20 protein-coding genes are annotated in these 20449 nt (G+C 50.1%); 19 read left to right on the top strand and 1 reads right to left on the bottom strand.

The window, feature by feature from the left end; all coding sequences use genetic code 11:
- Nucleotides 1–35: 35 nt before the first annotated feature.
- The 17 genes from spoIIM (at nt 36) to C557_RS0108665 (ending at nt 15450) form a co-directional block, all read left to right on the top strand.
- Nucleotides 36–659 carry a stage II sporulation protein M gene (spoIIM, locus tag C557_RS0108750; protein WP_018751479.1) on the top strand — a complete coding sequence of 208 codons (624 nt, stop codon included), beginning with the start codon at nt 36–38 and terminating at the stop codon, nt 657–659.
- A 125-nt stretch (nt 660–784) separates the two neighbouring features.
- Nucleotides 785–1258 carry a ferric iron uptake transcriptional regulator gene (gene fur / locus C557_RS0108745; protein ID WP_018751478.1) on the top strand — a complete coding sequence of 158 codons (474 nt, stop codon included), beginning with the start codon at nt 785–787 and terminating at the stop codon, nt 1256–1258.
- Nucleotides 1259–1430: 172 nt separating this feature from the next.
- Nucleotides 1431–1667 carry a DUF4227 family protein gene (locus tag C557_RS0108740; protein ID WP_018751477.1) on the top strand — a complete coding sequence of 79 codons (237 nt, stop codon included), beginning with the start codon at nt 1431–1433 and terminating at the stop codon, nt 1665–1667.
- A gap of 105 nt (nt 1668–1772) precedes the next feature.
- Nucleotides 1773–2732 (top strand): site-specific tyrosine recombinase XerD, encoded by a 960-nt coding sequence (xerD, locus tag C557_RS0108735; protein ID WP_018751476.1) that lies wholly within the window; start codon nt 1773–1775, stop codon nt 2730–2732.
- 115 nt (nt 2733–2847) lie between these two features.
- Entirely contained in the window at nt 2848–4032 is a 1185-nt protein-coding gene (gene deoB / locus C557_RS0108730; RefSeq protein ID WP_018751475.1) for a phosphopentomutase, read from the top strand.
- Nucleotides 4033–4290: 258 nt separating this feature from the next.
- Nucleotides 4291–5118 carry a purine-nucleoside phosphorylase gene (locus C557_RS0108720; protein WP_018751473.1) on the top strand — a complete coding sequence of 276 codons (828 nt, stop codon included), beginning with the start codon at nt 4291–4293 and terminating at the stop codon, nt 5116–5118.
- 28 nt (nt 5119–5146) lie between these two features.
- Nucleotides 5147–6478: a pyrimidine-nucleoside phosphorylase gene (locus C557_RS0108715; protein ID WP_018751472.1), complete on the top strand. Its 1332-nt coding sequence runs from the start codon at nt 5147–5149 to the stop codon at nt 6476–6478.
- Between the two features lie 136 nt (nt 6479–6614).
- A complete protein-coding gene (locus tag C557_RS0108710; protein ID WP_018751471.1) occupies nt 6615–7805 on the top strand; it encodes a D-alanyl-D-alanine carboxypeptidase family protein in 1191 nt (396 codons plus the stop codon).
- A gap of 89 nt (nt 7806–7894) precedes the next feature.
- On the top strand, nt 7895–8248 hold the full coding sequence (gene spoIIAA / locus C557_RS0108705; protein ID WP_018751470.1) for an anti-sigma F factor antagonist: 354 nt from the start codon (nt 7895–7897) through the stop codon (nt 8246–8248).
- Nucleotides 8249–8274: 26 nt separating this feature from the next.
- On the top strand, nt 8275–8703 hold the full coding sequence (gene spoIIAB / locus C557_RS0108700; protein ID WP_040676663.1) for an anti-sigma F factor: 429 nt from the start codon (nt 8275–8277) through the stop codon (nt 8701–8703).
- 11 nt (nt 8704–8714) lie between these two features.
- Nucleotides 8715–9470 carry an RNA polymerase sporulation sigma factor SigF gene (gene sigF, locus C557_RS0108695; protein WP_018751468.1) on the top strand — a complete coding sequence of 252 codons (756 nt, stop codon included), beginning with the start codon at nt 8715–8717 and terminating at the stop codon, nt 9468–9470.
- Between the two features lie 252 nt (nt 9471–9722).
- On the top strand, nt 9723–10430 hold the full coding sequence (deoD, locus tag C557_RS0108690; protein WP_018751467.1) for a purine-nucleoside phosphorylase: 708 nt from the start codon (nt 9723–9725) through the stop codon (nt 10428–10430).
- A gap of 226 nt (nt 10431–10656) precedes the next feature.
- Complete coding sequence (locus C557_RS0108685) at nt 10657–11304, top strand: stage V sporulation protein AA (protein ID WP_018751466.1); 648 nt, start codon at nt 10657–10659, stop codon at nt 11302–11304.
- Nucleotides 11304–11726 carry a stage V sporulation protein AB gene (locus C557_RS0108680; RefSeq protein ID WP_018751465.1) on the top strand — a complete coding sequence of 141 codons (423 nt, stop codon included), beginning with the start codon at nt 11304–11306 and terminating at the stop codon, nt 11724–11726. The genes C557_RS0108685 and C557_RS0108680 overlap by 1 nt, the downstream gene beginning before the upstream one ends.
- 31 nt (nt 11727–11757) lie before the next feature.
- A complete protein-coding gene (locus C557_RS0108675) occupies nt 11758–13416 on the top strand; it encodes a spore germination protein (protein WP_018751464.1) in 1659 nt (552 codons plus the stop codon).
- Nucleotides 13417–13527: 111 nt separating this feature from the next.
- Nucleotides 13528–14856, top strand: coding sequence for a diaminopimelate decarboxylase (gene lysA / locus C557_RS0108670; RefSeq protein WP_018751463.1), 1329 nt, complete (start codon nt 13528–13530; stop codon nt 14854–14856).
- Between the two features lie 156 nt (nt 14857–15012).
- Nucleotides 15013–15450, top strand: coding sequence for a peptidylprolyl isomerase (locus tag C557_RS0108665; RefSeq protein ID WP_018751462.1), 438 nt, complete (start codon nt 15013–15015; stop codon nt 15448–15450).
- A gap of 158 nt (nt 15451–15608) precedes the next feature.
- Here the strand turns inward: C557_RS0108665 and C557_RS0108660 are convergent, their stop codons facing one another.
- Complete coding sequence (locus C557_RS0108660; protein WP_018751461.1) at nt 15609–16517, bottom strand: helix-turn-helix domain-containing protein; 909 nt, start codon at nt 16515–16517, stop codon at nt 15609–15611.
- 299 nt (nt 16518–16816) lie between these two features.
- On the opposite strand from C557_RS0108660, the gene C557_RS0108655 reads away from it, so the two are divergent.
- Both C557_RS0108655 and C557_RS0108650 read left to right on the top strand, forming a co-directional pair.
- Nucleotides 16817–18049: a dicarboxylate/amino acid:cation symporter gene (locus C557_RS0108655; protein WP_018751460.1), complete on the top strand. Its 1233-nt coding sequence runs from the start codon at nt 16817–16819 to the stop codon at nt 18047–18049.
- A 21-nt stretch (nt 18050–18070) separates the two neighbouring features.
- The gene (locus tag C557_RS0108650) at nt 18071–20365 is read left to right on the top strand and encodes a beta-L-arabinofuranosidase domain-containing protein (RefSeq protein ID WP_018751459.1); all 2295 of its coding nucleotides are present in this window, start codon (nt 18071–18073) and stop codon (nt 20363–20365) included.
- Nucleotides 20366–20449 lie beyond the last annotated feature (84 nt).

Here is a 20449-nt window from a genome sequence, read left to right as displayed (position 1 = left end):
GTAGGAACCAAAACGAACAAGCAAGGAGGCTCGTTATGCTGCAACCTATTCGCCATACACTTAAGGATCAAACCCCGTTATACGTGTTCGTTTCCGTCCTGTTTCTTATGGGTGTCGTTTTTGGCGCATTGATGGTGAATGCTTTGACTTTAGAGCAACAACAGGATATATCTCGCTATCTTGGCGACTTCTTTCTCTCGATACATGAAGAAGGCGCCGATTTTCAGCCGATGACATTTTGGAGCGTGGCCGCTTTGCATTTAAAATGGCTGGGGTTGATCTGGCTGCTTGGTTTATCGGTGATCGGATTACCCGGCATTCTGATTCTGGATTTTCTGAAAGGGGTATTGATCGGCTTCACTGTCGGCTGCCTTGTGGGCCAGTATACATGGAAGGGACTCCTGTTTGCGCTCGTATCGGTAGCGCCGCACAACCTCGTCGTTATTCCCGCTCTACTGATTGCCAGTGTGGCGGCGATTGGCTTCTCCCTGGGCATTATTCGTTCCCGAGTGTTGATGAATCACAAAGGTCAGGCTGCCCGGCCCTTCTTGTCGTACACCACGCTTACATTGGTGATGGCGGCGGTCCTGCTTGGTATTTCCTCCTTTGAAACATGGGTGACGCCCGTGTTGATGGGTTGGGTTGCCCCCATGCTATAGAGTAGAATGGCGAACCCGGTGCTGCTCTAGCAAAATGTTTGACTTTGTTGATTAACTCCCCCTATAATGAAGGAAGTGGTCATAGAACTTTTTTGGATGTGCGGCATGGCTGGGGGAGGGAGAACATGGAAGCTAAGATCGATAAAATTAAACAACAGTTACAATCCCACGGTTACAAATTGACGCCCCAGCGGGAAGCCACGGTACGCGTATTGCTTGAAAATGAAGACGATCATCTCAGCGCGGAAGATGTTTTTATGCTCGTTAAAGACAAAGCTCCGGAAATTGGGCTGGCCACCGTTTATCGGACGTTGGAATTGCTTAGCGAACTCCATGTGGTGGAGAAGATTAATTTCGGCGACGGGGTAGCTCGTTACGACTTGCGCACGGATACAACTAAACATCATCACCACCACTTGATTTGCGTGCAGTGTGGGGCGATGGATGAGATTCGTGAGGATTGGCTGGGTCCGCTGGAGGAACGTCTGGAGAAAGAATTCAACTTTACGGTGTTGGATCACCGGCTGGACTTTCAGGGAATTTGTTACCGCTGTAAGGACAAGAACAATGATTCGTCGGGACCTGGAAATAAGCAATAAATGATGGAAGCAGAGCTCCATACGGCCTCATGCCGTAAGGAGCTTTTTACGTTCTGCTGGTGGAGAATGCGCTAGCCGGAATACTCATTGCCCTCGACCTATATACTTGAAGTATAGAGGTGTCCAAGCCGTTATGGGTAGGGATACGGATCGAAGGAGAGGGTGAAGCCAGATGGTCATTTCACTTCGCAAATGGCTGCGAAGCGGCAAATATTTGCTCCTGTTCATTGCGCTCGCATATACTCTGTATAAAGGGCTGGGACTATTGGACGAGTACGTCTTCCGTGCAGATAAATATCGGGTGCCGGAAGGCGCGGCGGTTAAAGCCTTTCATGAAGGAAACGCAAGCAGCAGCCGGATGGAGGCGCTAACGGATCGGTTGGTGCTGTTTTTCTGGTATGGAGAGTGAGCAATCTGTTCCAAGCAGCAGGGAAATGGAACCTTGACGTGGAATTCAATAAATGGAGATCAACGCAATGATCGTTTGTGATAATGAAGAAGGGGGGCGCAGCACATGGAACGGGATGCCGCCTCTTTTATTTCGTCTCTCACTGAGCAGCGACGGCTAAGCCAAGCTACGCAGCAATCCTATGCCCATGACCTGAAGCAATATCTGCGGTATTTGCGGGAACGCGGGATCGAGCATTTTAACGAGGTGACCCGAGCGGGAATCATGCTCTATTTTGCATCTCTGAAGGAGCAGGGCAAGGCTCCGGCGACCATTCTGCGGGTATCCGTCACGCTTCGCGCTTTTTTTCAATATTTGTTGCGGGAGCGGTTGATTGAGCAAGATCCCTTGGTGATGGTGGAACTGCCCAAGCTTGAGAAGAAGCTGCCGCCCATTTTGAGTGTGGAGGACACGGAGCGCTTGCTGGATGCGCCTGATGGTGAGACTCCGCTAGGCCTTAGGGACAAGGCGATGCTGGAACTGCTATACGCGACAGGTATTCGCGTAACTGAATTGGTCAAGCTTCAGGCCAGCGATGTGGACCTGGTGCTGCGATTTCTGCGCTGTTCCGGCGAACGCGGCAAGGAACGCATTATACCGTTTGGCCCGGTGACAGCACAGTGGCTGGCCCGTTATATAGAGGAGGGACGGCCTCATTTCAATCTGTCCGACGACAATCAAGCTTTATTCCCGAATCGCCGGGGGGGACAAATTAGTCGTCAAGGCTTCTGGAAGGTCATCAAGAAGTACGGGCTGGAGGCAGGAATCGGGGTGGATATTACGCCGCATACTTTGCGCCATTCCTTTGCCGTTCATCTGTTGGAGCGTGGGGCAGATGTCAAATCAGTACAGGAGATGTTGGGCCATACCGATGCTGCAACCATTCAGATGTACCTCAATCGGACCAAGCCTAACCTGAAAGCGGTGTATGACAGCTTTCATCCCAGGGCAAGGCAACGCGATTCGGAAGCAGATTTGCTCGAAGGGGCTGGAGAGGCGGATGGTTTATCGTCTCACAAGGGATAACTAAGTTGCAAAGACTTATAAGTGCGAGTCCACTTTCTGACCCGCTTCGTGATCAAAAGATGACTTTTTGAACTACCTCTATCAAAGAGGTAATACGATAAGGAGTGATTTATGTATGCAACGCGAACCTCGTTTTAACAAAATGACGGTCATCGTTCTTGATAGTGTAGGAATTGGCGAGCTGCCCGATGCCCCTGACTTTGGCGATAAAGGTGCACATACTTTAGGTCATATTATGCAGACTGTACCGGGCACCAAGCTGCCTCATTTGCAGCGGCTTGGCCTTGGAAACATTGCGGAGCTGCCCCATTTGGCTTCGGTAGCAGAGCCGGCAGCCTATTATGGGAAAATGGCAGAAATTTCGGCTGGCAAGGATACAATGACCGGTCATTGGGAGCTGATGGGACTGAAAATCGAGACGCCGTTTCAGACGTACCCGAATGGCTTCCCACGTGATTTGCTCGCTCGCTTCGAGGAGGAGACGGGGCGTAAAATCATCGGCAACAAGCCGGCATCCGGCACAGAAATCCTGGTAGAACTTGGTGAAGAGCATATGCGGACCGGCGCTTGGATTGTCTACACCTCGGCGGACAGCGTATTCCAGATCGCTGCTCATGAGGAGGTCGTCCCACTGGACGAGCTGTACCGGGCTTGCGAAATTGCCCGCCGATTGACTCTGGAGCCTGAGCACACCGTAGGCCGTGTTATCGCCCGGCCATTTGTTGGTGAGCCGGGGAACTTCCAACGCACGCCAAACCGTCATGATTATGCGGTGAAGCCACCGGAACCGACGGTGCTGAACGCACTGAAGCATGCTGGCAAGCAAGTTGTGGCTGTCGGCAAAATCAATGATATTTTCACCGGAGAAGGCATTACTGCTTCTTATCCAACCAAGAGCAATGCGCACGGTATTGAGCAAACTTTAGAACATCTCGGTGAGGATTTTACGGGCTTGCTGTTTACTAATTTAGTTGATTTTGATTCGCTCTACGGACATCGTCGCGATCCACAGGGATATGCGCGGGCGTTGGAGGAATTTGATGCGGCATTGCCAGCCTTAATGGAGAAGGTAGGCGAGCACGATGTGCTGATCATTACCGCAGACCATGGCAATGATCCCATTCATGCCGGAACAGATCATACCCGTGAGTATGTGCCGCTTCTGGTGTACAGCCCAGGGCTAACCAAGCCGGGCAGTCTTGGCGTGAGAAGCACCTATGCTGACCTGGCGGCGACCATCGCCGATAACTTCGGCGTGAAGGCGCCGCAGCATGGACGCAGCTTCTTGCGTGAGTTATAAGCTGAGCTAAGGAATTGGCATAACAAGCAAGGGAGGAAATGATTCTGAAGAAGCTCAAAGCTCTCTGCAAGAAAGCTGCATCGGAAGCATATGCTGGTTTGCCTTTGGGAATGGATTTCTACCTCATAAGAATTTATTAAATAGGAGAAATCCATGAGCAACAGCGATCGTAAGAACATTTTCTCGTCTGCTTCTTTGCCTAGATCATAAGCTCTGCCTATATTCAATTTATTTATCCATAACAGGAGGATTCCATCAATGACGACAACTTTAACAATAGGTATGATTCGGGAAGCGGCACAATATATCCGTTCTCGCTCGACACTTACGCCGAAGGTAGGCTTGATTTTGGGCTCTGGGCTGGGAGTTCTTGCCGATCACCTGGAGCAGCCTGTCAGCATTGCGTATCATGACATTCCCTTCTTCCCGCAGTCTACCGTTGAAGGGCATGCCGGGGAATTGTTAATCGGCACAGTGCAAGGCACACCGGTTGTGCTAATGAAGGGTCGGTTCCATATGTACGAGGGCTATGGTCCCGAGGTGACCGCTTTTCCCGTACGGGTGATGAAAGAGCTGGGCGTGGCCACACTCCTTGTGACTAATGCCGCCGGTGGGGTAAACACAGCTTACGCGCCCGGGGATCTGATGCTGATTTCCGATCATATCAATCTGACTGGACGGAATCCGCTGATTGGACCTAATGATGAGGAATTGGGTCCGCGGTTCCCGGATATGTCTCAGGCTTACAGCCGCAAGCTTCGTGAATTGGCAAAGGGAATTGCCACAGAGAAGGATGTGCCGTTGCAGGAGGGGGTATACGCCGGACTTCTGGGACCTTGTTATGAGACGCCTGCGGAGATTCGCATGCTGCGGACGATGGGCGCGGATGCTGTAGGGATGTCGACGGTATCTGAAGTTATCGTGGCCAGACATGCGGGTCTTGAGGTGTTGGGCATCTCCTGCATCAGCAATATGGCCTCCGGAATTCTGGATCAGCCTTTGTCCCATCATGAGGTCATGGAGACAACGGACCGCGTACGTGAGAAATTTCTGAGTCTTGTATTGTCTATCATTCCCAAAATGTAGAACAGCCTGAGGAATGGAGGTAAGGACGATGAGAGCAGTGGATCTGATTCGCAAGAAGAGAGAGGGCCGGGAATTGACCGGAGATGAGATTGCCTTCTTGGTCAATGGCTATAGCAACGGAGATATTCCTGATTATCAGATGTCGGCTTGGGCGATGGCTGTATTTTATCAGGGCATGAGCGCGCGGGAAACGGCAGACTTGACCATGGCGATGGCGCATTCCGGCGATATGATTGACCTTAGTTCGATTCACGGAATTAAGGTAGACAAGCACTCTACTGGAGGTGTTGGTGACAAGACTACAGTAGTTCTTGCTCCCTTGGTAGCTGCAGCGGGTGTCCCTGTGGCTAAGATGTCCGGTAGGGGACTGGGACACACCGGAGGGACGATCGATAAGCTGGAGGCGATATCGGGCTTCTCCGTGGAGCTTGGCAAGGAGGACTTCTTCCGTCAGGTCAATGATATCGGGCTTGCAGTAGTAGGTCAAAGTGGGAATATGACCCCTGCCGACAAGAAGCTATATGCTTTGCGTGACGTCACAGCCACAGTGGAGTCCATTCCGCTCATCGCCAGCAGTGTCATGAGCAAGAAGATTGCCGCCGGAGCGGATGCGATTGTGCTGGATGTCAAGACCGGAAGCGGCGCGTTTATGAAGACGCTGGAGGATTCTATTCGTTTGGCCAAAGCGATGGTTGATATCGGTACCCAGGTAGGCCGCAGTACAGTTGCTGTAATCAGTGATATGGACCAGCCGCTGGGTCATGCGATTGGCAATGCGCTGGAGATTAAGGAAGCGGTATTGACCCTCCGGGGACAGGGACCCGCTGACTTGGAGGAGGTCTGCCTCATTCTGGCCTCCCATATGCTGATTCTGGGCGGCAAGGCTAAGACGGAAGAAGAAGCGAGTGCTCTGCTGATGGAGCAACTGGATAGCGGCAGGGCCTTGGAGAAGCTTAAGGAACTGGTTGCGGCCCAAGGTGGAGATATCGCTCAGATCGATAACCCGGAATTGCTGCCTCAAGCAGAGCTTGTGGTCGAGGTGCAAGCCCCGGCGGAGGGATACATTGAATCCATACAGGCTGAGGAGATCGGCATTGCAGCTATGCTGCTCGGGGCAGGCCGGGAAACGAAGGATTCTGTCATCGATCTTGCTGCCGGAGTAGAGCTGCGGAAGAAGATTGGCGATTCGGTAAAGGCGGGCGAGACGCTTGCTGTTCTGCACTTCAACCCCGCTCATCAATCTGGTCAAGCAGAAGCCGCGCGGCGGGTACTTCAGGCTTACGGCATATCGGGAACCAAAGTGCCAAGAAGACCGCTTGTATTTGCGCTAGTAACCCCAGAGGGGGTCAAACGCTTCTAACCGAATTCATCACATGATAATAGATTTGCCAAAAACGCCGCAAGGCGTTTTTTGCGTTTCCTAGGAATAAAATTCCATCATTCAGCCGATACTAGGTTAGCAGAATCCAGACTTATGTCTAAAAGGAGGACTAATCTTGAAACAACGGGGATTTATCTGGTTGACCGTGTTGGTATTGGCGTTTTCAGTCTGGGCGCCCGGCGTTTATGCCGAGGAGAGCGAAGCCCGTGCGGGGGACGATCAAATTGCCCTGGCTCAAAATGCCTTATCCGCCGTGTTACTCGATGCAGATACGGGTACGGTCATTTATGAGAAAAAAGGCCATCAGTCCTTGCCGCCCGCCAGTATCACCAAGATTATGACGATGCTGCTGACGATGGAAGCTATTGATAACGGAACACTTAAGCTGACCGATAAGGTGACAGCGAGTGAATACGCCGCTTCCATGGGGGGATCACAGATCTTCCTGGAGCCAGGGGAAACCATGACGGTGGAGGAATTGCTGAAAGGGGTAGCTATGGCTTCCGGCAACGATGCTTCTGTAGCGCTGGCCGAGAAGATCGCAGGATCGGAGAAGGGCTTCGTGAACCTGATGAACAAGCGGGCCAAGGAGCTCGGCATGAAAAATACGCATTTCGCCAACTGCAATGGGCTGCCCGTGGAGAACCATTACAGCTCTGCCTACGATATCGCCCTGATGAGCCGGGAGCTGCTGAAGCACGAGGCGGTCACGAAGTACACGGGGGCCTATCAGGATTATTTGCGGCAGGGCAGCGAGAAGCCCTTCTGGCTGGTGAATACGAACAAGCTTGTACGCTTCTACAGTGGAGCGGATGGCCTGAAGACAGGCTATACCTCCGAAGCCAAGTTCTGTCTGGCTGCTACAGCCAAGCGGGATGGTCTGCGTCTTGTTGCAGTTGTGCTGGGCGAACCCAATACCAAAACGCGCAATAGTGAGGTATCCGCAATGTTCGACTATGCCTTCTCGCAATATTCATTGCTGCCGATCTATCAAGCAGGGGAAGCTATCGGCAAGGTGAAGGTACAGAAGGGAACCAGTGCTCAGCTGGAACTGGCATCGGCCAAGCCGCTGAACGTTCTGGTGAAGAAGGGAGCGGGGCCGGACAGCATTACGCACAAGCTGGTTGCTCCTGACAAATTGGCTGCTCCGATCAAGGCTGGTCAGGTGGTCGGCAAGCTGGTGGTGTATCAGAATGGTCAGGTTCTCGCAGAATTTGAGTTGACCGCCTCTGCGGATATTGATAAGGCCGGGTGGTGGACGCTCTTCAAGCGGACCGCAGCTCACTTGTTTTTTGTAGATTCATAGGGTTTTTCTTCTAGTTTTGTCAGCTAGCAGGAATCGAAAGCGAGATCGTAGAATTGTTGTGTTCATGTCAGGGAGGAGAGTGAACAGAGTTGAATTTACAAGTGGAAATGGAAAGACACCGCGAGACGTTGATCGTACGCTTAAGTGGGGAGTTGGATCATCATACTGCGGACGATATCCGCTTGCGGTTGGATGAAGAGATTGGGCGCGGCAATTGCCGGAACCTGGTTCTAAGCCTCAAATCGCTGCTGTTTATGGATAGCTCCGGCATTGGCGTCATCCTCGGCAGATACAAGCTCATTAAGCAAAAGGGCGGCAAAATGGTAATCTGCGATGTCAACCCACCGGTCTATCGTCTGTTTGAAATGTCCGGATTGTTCAAAATTATGCCGATCTTCGAGAACGAGGAACTGGCACTGACGGATTTGGAGGTGGCGTTGTGAGCGCAGATCATCAAGCCGGCAATTTCATGTCGCTTAAGTTTGCGGCCAAATCCGAGAATGAATCCTTTGCCCGGGTTACTGTCGCAGCCTTTGTCTCGCAATTGGACCCGACGATGGAGGAAATTACGGATTTGAAGACCGTTGTATCCGAGGCCGTTACCAACTCCATCATTCATGGCTATGACGGCAATCCGGAGGGGGTTGTATCGATCTCTGCTGAGATTGAAGGGGATACAATCACCTTAATCATTGAGGATCAGGGTCGCGGTATCGAGGACCTGGAGCTGGCCAAGCAGCCGCTGTATACCTCCAAGCCTGAACTGGAACGCTCGGGCATGGGGTTTACGATTATGGAGAATTTTATGGACGAGTTTGATGTGCATAGCGAAATGGGCGGTGGCACCCGTATTCGGATGAAGAAAAGGATTGTATCCAAGAAAGCTTTATACAATTAGGGGTTGGGTCTATGGATGCCGAAGTGAAGCAAACCTCGCGAGATTTTTTGGAAGATGCGGAAGTGAAACGGCTGATTGCTCTGAGCCAATCGGGGGACGGTGCCGCCAGAGACCGATTGGTGAACAGCAACATACGTCTGGTCTGGTCTGTCGTACAGCGCTTTATGAACCGGGGGTATGAACCCGAAGATTTGTTTCAAATCGGCTGCATCGGTCTGCTAAAGTCGGTAGATAAGTTTGATCTCAGCTATGATGTGAAGTTTTCGACCTATGCGGTGCCGATGATTATCGGGGAAATCCAGCGTTTCTTACGCGATGACGGGACATTGAAGGTAAGCCGTTCACTCAAGGAAATGGCGAATAAGGTGCGCAAGAAAAAAGATGAGTTATCCAAGCTGCTGGGCCGTTTGCCAACCATCAAGGAAGTGGCGGAGGAACTTGGAGTCACTCCCGAGGATGTAGTATTTGCTCAGGAGGCCAATAAGCCACCGGCATCGATTCATGAGACGGTGTTTGAGAATGACGGTGATCCGATTACACTTATGGATCAGATTGCCGATGAATCTCAGGAGCGCTGGTTTGACAAGCTGGCTCTGCATGAAGCTATCGACGGTCTGTCGGAACGTGAGCGTCTGATTGTTTATCTGCGGTATTATCGTGATCAGACACAATCCGAGGTGGCCACGCGGCTTGGTATTTCTCAAGTTCAGGTGTCCCGGCTGGAGAAAAAAATACTGCAGAGCATACGCGACCAAATTGCACAGTGATGTGACAAGTGTACTTGTAGTACGAACGTCAGGCTTTCAGCAGCGAAGCTTAAGCTTCCGATGTGCGTTTTTTTCAAAACGCTTAAGCCCCGATGAAGCTAGGGACTTCAGCAGCGGAGCGGAAGTGGAGGCACGTCCCCTTTGGGCAATCGGCTATGGCTGGGTTGTCGCCCGAAGGGGATTTTCCCTTTGAGGGCTCATCCCTTATAATAGAGGCGGAGACTAATCTTGTGTAAGGGAGACTATTATCATATGAGTGTACATATTGCGGCGAAGACAGGAGATATTGCAGAGACCATTCTGCTGCCAGGGGACCCGCTGCGGGCCAAATTTATCGCGGACACGTATCTAAGCGACGTGATTTGCTACAATGAAGTGCGCGGGATGCTTGGTTTTACCGGTACTTATCAAGGGAAACGGATCTCCGTGCAAGGGACGGGGATGGGCGTTCCCTCCATTTCCATTTACGTAAACGAGCTGATACGGGAATATGGTGTGAAGAATCTGATTAGGGTTGGCACCTGCGGTGGTATGCAGGAGCATGTGCACGTGCGGGACGTTATTTTGGCTCAGGCCTCATGTACCGATTCCAGCATGAACCGCCATGTTTTTGGCGGCTTTGACTACTCGCCAATTGCGAGCTTTCCGCTGTTGAAGGCCGCTTACGAGCGAGGGGTAGAGAAAGGACTAAAGTTGCATGTCGGCAATATCTTCACTTCCGACATGTTCTACCGTGATGATACCCGCATCACCGAACTGCTGATGAAATACGGGGTGCTTGGTATCGAAATGGAGACAACAGCACTCTATACGCTAGCAGCCAAATATGGTGTTCATGCTTTGACGATCTTGACCGTAAGCGACCATTTGTTAACGGGGGAAGAGACTACTTCGGAGGAGCGACAAACAACGTTCAAGCAAATGATGGAGGTTGCGCTGGATACAGCGGTTACGTTGTAGATGCAACAATAAAAGTGTGGTGAACAATGGGGAGCCTGTCTCAGCTTGTTCACCACGCACAATAATGAATACGTTCAATAAAGGACCTTCAATACCCGCTATTTTGTGGTATGGGAGGTCCTTAGGCATGTTAGGGCATCTCTTCACGTGCATGACTACCGAACGGGAGTAAAGGCGCCCCTGCTTTGGCATACTATGGGCAATACGAAGCGGAAGGAGGGGGCATATGAAGCGGGAGGCTGTGCCTGTGCCCATCATATATTTGCGACTCCGCAAGCAGGTAGGGCTTCCGGCGGGAGTGCCAATTCGGCTGGGCGACGTCGCCCGGATACTGGCGGCGCCGGAGCTGGAATCCGAGCTGCTGAGACTGGTGCTGGTTCAACCCGAGCAGCGGGATGGCAACCTGATTGTCATAGATATGCTCCAGGTTATCTCCATTCTGCGGAATCGTTACCCCGGGCAACGCATCGAGTGGATTGGAGAACCACATGTACTGGTGGAAATGATCCGCAAGGAGAAGCCGGCTTCCCTGCTGTTGTTTGTACTCGTATGGCTGCTGCTGTTCTTTGGAGCGGCTTTGACGATCATGAATTTTCATGCGGATGTCAGCATGCCGGAGGTACAGGTACGGATTGTCGAAATGATTACGGGTGAGCGGGATGAGCATCCCTATCTGTTTCAGGCTGCTTACTCCTTGGGCATCGGCTTCGGGATGATCGTCTTCTTCAATCATTTGTTCAAGAAAAAATGGAATGAGGAGCCAACCCCGCTGGAGGTGGAGATGTTCCTCTATCAAGAGAATCTGAACCAGTATGTGGTTGCTGAGGAATATAAAAAAATGCAGCAAGCCGAAGCTGTGGAGAAGGGTTCTTGATGGCAGGTGTAGCAGCGGCGATTTCCATATTTTTGGGGTTGGCCGGAGGCATTGCTGTTGGCGCCGGCGTGATTGCCCTGTTCATCGTGCTTGACATGATCCCCCGGCTGGCACAGGTGACACGAAGCTACAACAGGGTCCATTGGTACGAAGGCGCGATGATTGGTGGCGCGGTACTTGGTACTGTGGCGGATTTCTGGGATTGGCGACTGGCAGGTCCCCCGATTTTGACCGGGGTCGTTGGCATGTTCAACGGTGTGTTCGTCGGTATGCTGGCGGCTGCATTGACCGAGGTGCTGAATGTCTTGCCTATCCTGGCCAAGAGGCTGCATATGAAGCGGTATTTATTCGGGTTGCTGTTGGCTATGGTATTTGGCAAGACAGCAGGATCGTTATTTGAATGGTTTTGGTACAGGCCGTAAATATGGAAGTGATGGAGGTTGAGCGAGCGGTATGATGGAACGCGATACGAATGAAAGCTCTCAGGATGAACTAAAGCATATGCAAGGCATCCCGGACTTTGATTCGGGAGAAGAGCCGGGTACTCAGGAGAAGGACAATGCCGACTCCTCGGGAAGAGAATCAGCCCAACAAAAGCGGGAGCGGGAAATGTCCGATTCCGTAGAGGAATCGGTACGGTATTGGCAGAAGAGCGATAACATCAGCCGCAGTTTGTCGACCACAAGGCATACGCTTGAAGAAGTGGTTGGACTCGGGAGTAGCTTTGATATTGTTTTCCGCGAGATGACCTTTGGCGGCAAGAAGACGGGGTTGTTCTTTGTTAACGGGTTCGCCCAATCAGATGTGATGGTAGAGATTATCAAGCGATTGACTTATTTGACGCCCGAGGATTTATCAACAGGGGCCCTTCGCTCGTTCTTTGAGCTATATATTCCTCACATTCAGGTGGATAAGACGGAAAAGCTCAGCGATGCCATTAACAAAGTGCTGACAGGCAATAGCGTACTGTTCCTGGAGGGCGAGCAGACAGCCTTGGTGATGGATACACGGCAATATCCGGTCCGCAGCCCGGAAGAGCCGTCACTGGAGCGGGTGGTTCGTGGCTCACGCGATGGCTTCACGGAGACCTTGGTGACGAACATTACCTTGGTTCGCCGCCGCCTGCGGGACCCTGGGCTCAAATTCGAGATGATGGGCGTGGGACGCCGGACTAGAACGGATGTATGTATTGCCTTCATTGATGATATTGTAGATAAGACGCTGGTGGATTCCATCCGTGAAAAAATTAAGGAAATCAACATTGACGGCATTCCGCTGGCGGACAAACAATTGGAGGAAGCGATCATCAACCGGGGCTGGAACCCTTATCCATTGGTTCGCTACTCCGAGCGGCCTGATGTGGTCGCCTCTCATTTGCTGGAGGGGCGTGCGGTGGTATTTGTGGATACTTCGCCAAGTGTCATGATTTTACCGACGACCTTCTTTGATTTATGCCAACATGCTGAAGAGAACCGGCAAACACCGTTTATGGGGACTTACCTGCGCTGGGTGCGCTTCTTTGGTGTATTTGCCTCGCTATTCTTGCTGCCCCTATGGCTGTTGATTGTTGTTCATCCGGAGTTTAAGCCCGCCTCATTAGCCTTTATCGGTCCGGAGAAGCAAGCGGAAATTCCGTTGATCGCCCAGTTTCTCCTGGTGGAGTTCGGTGTTGACCTGATGCGGATGGCCGCAGTGCATACCCCAACTCCGTTAGCCTCCGCTATGGGGTTGATCGCTGCGATTCTCATTGGCGATATCGCCGTGCAAACGGGGCTATTTGTCAATGAGGTGGTGCTATATATGGCCGTAGCTGCTATCGGGATGTTCGCTACACCCAGCTATGAATTGGGCCTGGCTAATCGCATTGTCCGGCTTGGATTGCTATTGGTCGTGGCGATATTCGGGGGGCCAGGCTTTGTGATTGGAACTACAGCATTTATCGTACTGCTGACCTTGCGGCGTTCCAATAACTCCTCTTATTTGTGGCCATTTATACCCTTTAATGCAAAGGCGATGGCCGCTGTCCTGCTGCGCGTTCCGGTGATGACTTCGAAGCAAAGACCGTCGTATAACAAGCCAAGGGATGATACCAGAATGCCGGGCAAAAAATAAAGGACTCCGGCCTGTCTTACAAATAACACAAATGTTATTCCGAAAAATCCATTTCTCACATTCGTCGTTATTTGCTATACTGGTGTAAAATTTAAAAGTGGAGGACTTAGGATGTATTTACACGGTACCAGCAAGATTAATGCAAATGGCCATCTCGAGATTGGCGGCTGCGATGCGGTAGAATTGAAACAAACCTATGGCACGCCGCTTTATGTCGTAGATGAAGCCCTTGTTCGGCAAAGATGCCGTGAATATATGAATGCTTTTCGTGCGTCGGGTCTGACCTTTCAGGTGGCCTATGCGAGCAAGGCATTTTGCGTCATGGCGATGTGCCGGCTGGCCGAGGAGGAGGGCCTGTCCTTGGACGTCGTCTCCGAGGGGGAATTGTTTACGGCTCTTCAAGCGGGTTTTCCCGCACAGCGAATCCACTTTCACGGCAATAACAAGACGCCTCAAGAATTGGAAATGGCGATTTCTGCCGGAATCGGCTGCTTTGTAGCGGACAACTTCGTTGAACTGCACATGCTGCAAGCGATCGCCGCTGAGAAAGGCATTACAGTGAATGTCCTATTGCGTGTAACCCCTGGGGTGGAAGCTCATACACACGAATATATGTCTACAGGCCAAACGGATTCCAAGTTCGGCTTTGACATCGGGAACGGCTCGGCCCTGGAAGCCGTCGATCTGGCCAACCGAAGTGCAAATTTGCAGCTTTTGGGAGTCCATTCCCATATCGGCTCGCAAATCTTTGAGGTGGGTGGCTTTGAGCTGGCTGTAGAGCGGGTAGCGGCTTTTGCTATGCAGGTGAAGCAGCAGCTGGATGTTTTATTCAAAGTAGTTAACTTAGGGGGTGGCTTCGGTATTCGTTATACCGAGGAAGATACCCCGCTACTTGTATCCGATTATGTTGGTGCTATTACGGATGCGGTGAAGCAGCATTTTGCCTCTTATCCACAATTGCCGGAGATCTGGGTGGAGCCGGGCCGGAGTATCGTAGGTGATGCCGGAACGACGCTCTATACGGTAGGAACCAGCAAGGAAATCCCTGGTGTGCGTAAATACGTGGCCGTAGATGGCGGAATGACGGACAACCCACGTCCGGCCTTGTACAGCTCCAAATATGAAGCGATGCTGGCCAACCGGGCTGATGAAGCCAACGAAGAGACGGTCTCCATTGCTGGTAAATGCTGCGAAAGCGGCGATATGCTTATCTGGGATGTTGAGTTGCCGAAGACGAACAGCGGGGATTTGTTGGCTGTTGCATGTACCGGGGCATATAATTATGCCATGGCGAGCAACTATAACCGGATTCGCCGTCCGGCTGTTGTTTTTGTACAAGAGGGACACAGCGATCTGGTTGTGAAGCGGGAGTCGCTAGAGGATTTGATTTCATGCGATGTGATTCCGGAACGAATCGCCAAGGAACCATCCTTGAAATAAGCAGCCCTTTCATAATATCAAGCAATCGGCAAGGCTGAAAGGAACTTTCCGCTGCGGCGTAAGTTTTTCGGCCTTGCTTTTTGCTTGCAACCCCATTTTCTAGTACACTGTAAGAGGTTTGTCAAAGTTTTTGTTAATAAGAAAGGTGTGTACGATATGAAAAAAGGCAAGATTGTATTGGAAACAGGCGGAGAGGTAGAAATTGAATTTCTGCCTGAGGAAGCGCCGGGAACGGTTGCCAACTTTGAGAAGCTGGCAAATTCGGGATTCTATAACGGGCTTACCTTCCATCGCGTCATTCCGGGCTTTGTAGCTCAAGGCGGCTGTCCTAACGGAACTGGCACAGGTGGACCAGGGTATACCATCAAATGTGAAACAGCTACGAATGTGACGAAGCACGGACGCGGCATATTGTCGATGGCTCATGCCGGCAAGGATACAGGCGGCAGCCAGTTCTTCATCGTGTATGAACCACAACCTCATTTGGACGGTGTCCACACGGTATTTGGTAAAGTAACCTCCGGTATGGATCATGTAGACAACGTTCGTCCTGGCGACAAAATGAAGGAAGTTACGGTTTGGGACGAAGCTTAAGGCATAACTTTTGAAGAGGGAGTTCAAAAAGCGATCTTTTTGAATACGCAAATTAATCATAAAGCAAGGGTGCTTTCACTGCCACTTTGGCAGCGGAGACACCCTTGCTTTTTTTGTAAGAGAATCAAGAATTTACTATGTGCGTGGCCCAGTACTTTTTATGATTGCTCACCAGACTGGCGGGTATGGACAGCTTTGCGATATTCCAGTGGAGTCATGCCGATGACTTTCTTAAATTGCTTGCAAAAATACGAAGTATCAGAGAAGCCAACGGCAGCGGCAATCCAGTTCACGGTCTGATCCTGATCCGCTAATAGTTGCTTTGCTTTGTTCAATCGGATGGATAGCAGCAATTGCAGCGGGCTCATCCCGTACTTGTTCTTAACGCAGCGAATAATATGAGCGGGATGGAAGGAGAATTGTGCTGCCAGCTCATTCAAATTAAAGCCCTGCTGATAATTCAGCATGAACAGGTCGTAGATTTCGGCAGCGACATCCTTATCTTGAGCATGCTCATTGGATTCGCAAAAAATAGTCAGAATTTTAAGAAAGAGCTGTTGATATTGAATCTGCGAAATGGTAGAGGCGTAAAACAGCTTTTCATTATGATATTTATCGATTTTAACTTGAGATATATCCTCCATATGGCTCTTCAGCACATCATGCAGGCTCTTGTCGATCATCCCGTAATGGGGCAGTGAAATGTAGAAGGTATCTTTTTTATAATACTTATGCTTGTTCATTTTTGTGGACGTGGAGTATAGGGGGCTTTCCGAATAAGAAAAGCTGCCTGTTGTTGAGAAATGAATCCAGGAAAAGGTCGTGTCCTCTGTACATGGCTTAAAGCCTTTGTGCAGATGGTCAGGGGGCAAAATAAGAAAATGGCCAGGCTCGACGATATACTTTTGCCCATTTTCCTCCAGGTACAGAGTCCCGCTGAAGACGAAGATCAAGTCAAAGGTATTGTTGAGAATACGTCGCTCATGAATATCGCCCTTGCGGAATAGCGATAATCCTCCCACGATCAAATGGGGCAGAGGCGGACAACTGAAATTAATATATGACATTTCTAAAACTCCTGTGCTGATTTTATTATATAAAATGTTACATGAGAAATGTAGAAATAGCAATATACAAGGGAGATGTGGGGGGATATTCAATCCATTGAAAAATGTAAAATGCGCATAATGTTATATTTTACAGGTTAATATTGACCTATATTATGTTCATTTTGCTAATTTTAAATTCCTTTTCGCCACGGCATACTTAACGTATAAACTTTCATTCCGTCGACGATGAAAAAGTTTTGAAAGCGCATTAATTATTTTACGAAAGCATTTTACTTCCTGGTTGAGGTGAGAACAACATGTTGCAAGTTTTGAAAAGTTATCGATTTTCAATCATTTTGCTGGTCGGTGTACTGATAGGCGGAATTGCCGGAACCATTCTCGGTGAGCGAGCCTCCGTTCTGCAGCCCTTTGCGGATGTATTTTTGAATTTGGTGTTCTGTATCATTGTTCCGCTTGTCTTTGTTTCCATTGCGAGTTCTATCGCCAGCATGACTAATTTGAAGAAGCTCGGAAAGATTTTGGGTCTCTTCTTCATGGTTATCGTCGTAACAGGATTAATTACTGCTGTGCTGGCCTTAGTCAGCGGCCTGGTGTTTAATCCTGCGCTGAATTCGGACGTCACCTTTGGGGAAGCGGCACAGGTGGATGGCACTTCTCTGGATTTTGTTCGTTTGTTTACGGTTCCTGACTTTGTGGAACTGCTCTCTTTAAAAAATATGATGGCCTTGATCGTATTTGCCATTTTGTTCGGCGTGTCCGTCAGTTCAATTGGAGAAGCGGGGGAACCTGTTGCCAAGCTGCTTCATAGCTTGTCAGCCATTTTGAACAAGGTAGTATCCATCATCATGTATTATGCTCCGGTCGGTATTGCCTGTTATTTTGCGACATTAATCGGTAATGTGGGCAATCAGGTGGTATGGTCCGTTGGGCGGGCAGCAATCATTTATTCTATATTCTGCATTTTATTTTTCATCCTGTTCTCCGTAATCGTATCGTATTATGGCGGGGGCCGAACCGGGTTGAAGCGCTATTGGAAGAACATCTGGTTGCCGATGACGACAGCGATGGGGACTTGCAGCAGCACTGCCTGTATCCCTGTGAACAGGCTGGCTGTGAAGGATATGGGTATTCCTGATGAGATCAGTGATATTATCATTCCGCTAGGGGCCAGCATGCACAAGAATGGTGTCGTGGCTGTGCAAATCATTAAAATCGTTTTCCTGTTCGGCATCTTCAACCTGACCATGGGCCCGGCGGATATGGTTACAGCCATTTTAGTGGCTTTGATTAGCGGCATTATTGTCGGAACCATTCCTAGCGGGGGCTTTATCGGGGAAATGTTTATTTGCACAGCCTTCGGCTTTCCTATGGAAGCGGTGCCAATTCTCGTAATTATGGGGACGATTACAGATCCGCTCTGCACTATGGTTAACGTAACGGGCGATCCGGCGATTTGCATGGCAATGTCTCGAATTGTTGAAGGCAAGAATTGGGTGAAGAACAAGCTGGGAAATCTGAAGCAGGCTTAGAGAAAAGAGAGGATGACACAGATGGATAGGAATGCAGCTAGGGAGCGGCGGCTAGAGATAGCGCGGCTTGACTGTGAAGGTATATATATCGGCAATTTGTACACGGTGGATACCGACTTGCAGCTTCCGGTAAAAGGGCAAAATGGTTCAATAATTACTTGGGAGTCCAGAGAAACTTTGTTTATCAGCCATACGGGCAAGGTAACCAGGCCTTCTCATGGAGTAGGCAATCGTATCATTCCGCTAGTGGCGACCGTCACTTATGAAGGGGAAAGCGTGCAGAAGACGTTTGAGGCTACCGTGCTGGAAGAAGAATATAAAGCTGAAATTGTTGAGGTTTATCCGGTGGATTTGCGTGTGCAAGAAGGTGAGGTTCCCCAATTGCCCGGTGTTGTTGTAGTCAGAAATGATACGGGCAGTCGTACGGTTCATAATGTCGTTTGGGAGAAAGCCGATTGGACCAAATGGATTCTGAATGGTAGGTATATTGTCAAGGGGCGCTTGGAGAATAGCAATTGGGAGACAGAAGCGAAAATTACTGTAGTGGAAGCCGTCGATCAGCTTGCTTTGCCCCAGAAGAAGGTTCATGTGTTTAATGGGCAAAGCGTATCTCTGGAACCAGGCACGGAATTTGCTGATGCGATGGACCGTTCTCTGGAGTATATCTGTTCCGTTGACGATGATCAAATGCTATATAATTTTCGCATAGCTGCCGGGTTAGATGTCAAAGGGGCCAAGCCCATGACCGGCTGGGACGCTCCGGAATGTAACCTGAAAGGTCATACAACAGGTCACTATTTGTCAGCCTTGGCCCTGGCTTACCATGCTACGGGGGGAAGCGAGGCGGTCAAAGCGAAGATTGAATATATGATTGAGCAATTGGACTGCTGCCAACAGGCGATGTCGGCGATGCCTGGGGTGCATTCGCGATTTCTCAGCGCCTATTCGGAAGAGCAATTTGATTTGTTGGAGCAATATTCGACTTATCCCACGATCTGGGCGCCTTATTATACCCTGCACAAAATTATGGCTGGCCTGCTGGAATGCTACGTTCTGGCGGGTCAGGAAGCGGCCCTGCAAATATGTGCCCGGCTGGGAGATTGGGTGCATCATCGGCTTAGCCGCTTATCCCAGGAGCAGCTCCAGCGAATGTGGTCGCTTTATATTGCCGGAGAATTTGGCGGAATGAATGAAGTGATGACCCAGCTATATCTGATTACAAATGAGGCACACTACGTGGAAGCTGCCAAATACTTCGATAACGAAAAGCTGCTATTTCCAATGCAGGCAAACATGGACACTCTGGGCGATATGCATGCGAATCAGCATATACCGCAAATCATCGGAGCTTTGAAGCTATACGAGGCGGAAGGAAATGCAGCGTATTATGAGGCCGCCAAGAACTTCTGGCGAATGGTTATCGAAGATCATGCCTATTCGATCGGTGGCGTGGGGGAGACGGAAATGTTCCGTGAGCCTGGCAAAATTGCTGCCTATCTGACAGACAAAACGGCGGAAACCTGTGCCAGCTACAACATGCTGAAGCTGACAAGGGAGCTGTACAGCTTTGAGCCAAAGCCAGAGTACATGGACTACTACGAAAGGACGCTCTACAATCATATCCTGGCCACAGAAAATAATCAGTGCGCTGAGGGGGGGAGCACCTATTTCCTGCCGCTGGCGCCGGGGTCCTGCAAGAAATTTGACACACACGAGAATACCTGCTGCCATGGCACTGGACTGGAAAACCACTTTAAGTATCAGGAGAGTATATATTTCCATGATGGTGATACGCTATATGTCAATTTGTACATTCCGTCCATCCTGGAGTGGGAGGAGCAAGGCATAACACTTTCTCAAACCCGGAAGCGGGAGAAGCTGGCAGACACGGCGGCATTCATCCTATCGGGAGGACGAGAAATACGGATTCATTTCCGAATTCCGGAGTGGATAAAGGGCTTGCCTGAGGTCACAATTAACGGTAAGCGGCAGCAGGTAGACATCAAAGACGGTTATCTTGTACTGCAGCAAGCTCATGATGGAGATCGAATTGAGTTGTTGTTTCCCTATGCGATCAGATGGATGGCGGCACCGGATGATGCTCGCATAAAGAGTGTTTGCTACGGGCCTTACATTATGGCTGCTCTTCACGAAGGGCAACAATTATTGACTTGGTCTTGTAGTACCGAAGAGTTTGTCCGGCGGCTAGAGCCAAGTATGACGGGGCCTGAGTTTACTGTGGATGGCATTCGTTTTGTTCCGCTTCACCAAGTTCATCATGAACGGTATCATACTTATTTCAGGTTTGAGTTTTAACCAATAAATGATAGCAATTTGCCTTGCAAGTCACTGGCTTGGTTAGGCAAATTGCGACAGGAGCCCTTGCATTTTCTGTATCGG

Source organism: Paenibacillus sanguinis 2301083 = DSM 16941 (assembly GCF_000374825.1).
GTDB lineage: Bacteria > Bacillota > Bacilli > Paenibacillales > Paenibacillaceae > Fontibacillus > Fontibacillus sanguinis.
Note: the sequence above shows the minus strand (reverse complement) of the source record. Positions and strands in the feature narration are given on the sequence as shown.

Excerpts from the sequence above, each read along its gene's own strand:
- spoIIM (WP_018751479.1), top strand. The coding sequence starts at position 36 with ATGCTGCAACCTATTCGCCATACACTTAAGGATCAAACCCCGTTATAC.
- fur (WP_018751478.1), top strand. The coding sequence starts at position 785 with ATGGAAGCTAAGATCGATAAAATTAAACAACAGTTACAATCCCACGGT.
- C557_RS0108740 (WP_018751477.1), top strand. The coding sequence starts at position 1,431 with ATGGTCATTTCACTTCGCAAATGGCTGCGAAGCGGCAAATATTTGCTC.
- xerD (WP_018751476.1), top strand. The coding sequence starts at position 1,773 with ATGGAACGGGATGCCGCCTCTTTTATTTCGTCTCTCACTGAGCAGCGA.
- deoB (WP_018751475.1), top strand. The coding sequence starts at position 2,848 with ATGCAACGCGAACCTCGTTTTAACAAAATGACGGTCATCGTTCTTGAT.
- C557_RS0108720 (WP_018751473.1), top strand. The coding sequence starts at position 4,291 with ATGACGACAACTTTAACAATAGGTATGATTCGGGAAGCGGCACAATAT.
- C557_RS0108715 (WP_018751472.1), top strand. The coding sequence starts at position 5,147 with ATGAGAGCAGTGGATCTGATTCGCAAGAAGAGAGAGGGCCGGGAATTG.
- spoIIAB (WP_040676663.1), top strand. The coding sequence starts at position 8,275 with ATGTCGCTTAAGTTTGCGGCCAAATCCGAGAATGAATCCTTTGCCCGG.
- sigF (WP_018751468.1), top strand. The coding sequence starts at position 8,715 with ATGGATGCCGAAGTGAAGCAAACCTCGCGAGATTTTTTGGAAGATGCG.
- deoD (WP_018751467.1), top strand. The coding sequence starts at position 9,723 with ATGAGTGTACATATTGCGGCGAAGACAGGAGATATTGCAGAGACCATT.
- C557_RS0108685 (WP_018751466.1), top strand. The coding sequence starts at position 10,657 with ATGAAGCGGGAGGCTGTGCCTGTGCCCATCATATATTTGCGACTCCGC.
- C557_RS0108680 (WP_018751465.1), top strand. The coding sequence starts at position 11,304 with ATGGCAGGTGTAGCAGCGGCGATTTCCATATTTTTGGGGTTGGCCGGA.
- C557_RS0108675 (WP_018751464.1), top strand. The coding sequence starts at position 11,758 with ATGATGGAACGCGATACGAATGAAAGCTCTCAGGATGAACTAAAGCAT.
- lysA (WP_018751463.1), top strand. The coding sequence starts at position 13,528 with ATGTATTTACACGGTACCAGCAAGATTAATGCAAATGGCCATCTCGAG.
- C557_RS0108665 (WP_018751462.1), top strand. The coding sequence starts at position 15,013 with ATGAAAAAAGGCAAGATTGTATTGGAAACAGGCGGAGAGGTAGAAATT.
- C557_RS0108660 (WP_018751461.1), bottom strand. The coding sequence starts at position 16,517 with ATGTCATATATTAATTTCAGTTGTCCGCCTCTGCCCCATTTGATCGTG.
- C557_RS0108655 (WP_018751460.1), top strand. The coding sequence starts at position 16,817 with ATGTTGCAAGTTTTGAAAAGTTATCGATTTTCAATCATTTTGCTGGTC.
- C557_RS0108650 (WP_018751459.1), top strand. The coding sequence starts at position 18,071 with ATGGATAGGAATGCAGCTAGGGAGCGGCGGCTAGAGATAGCGCGGCTT.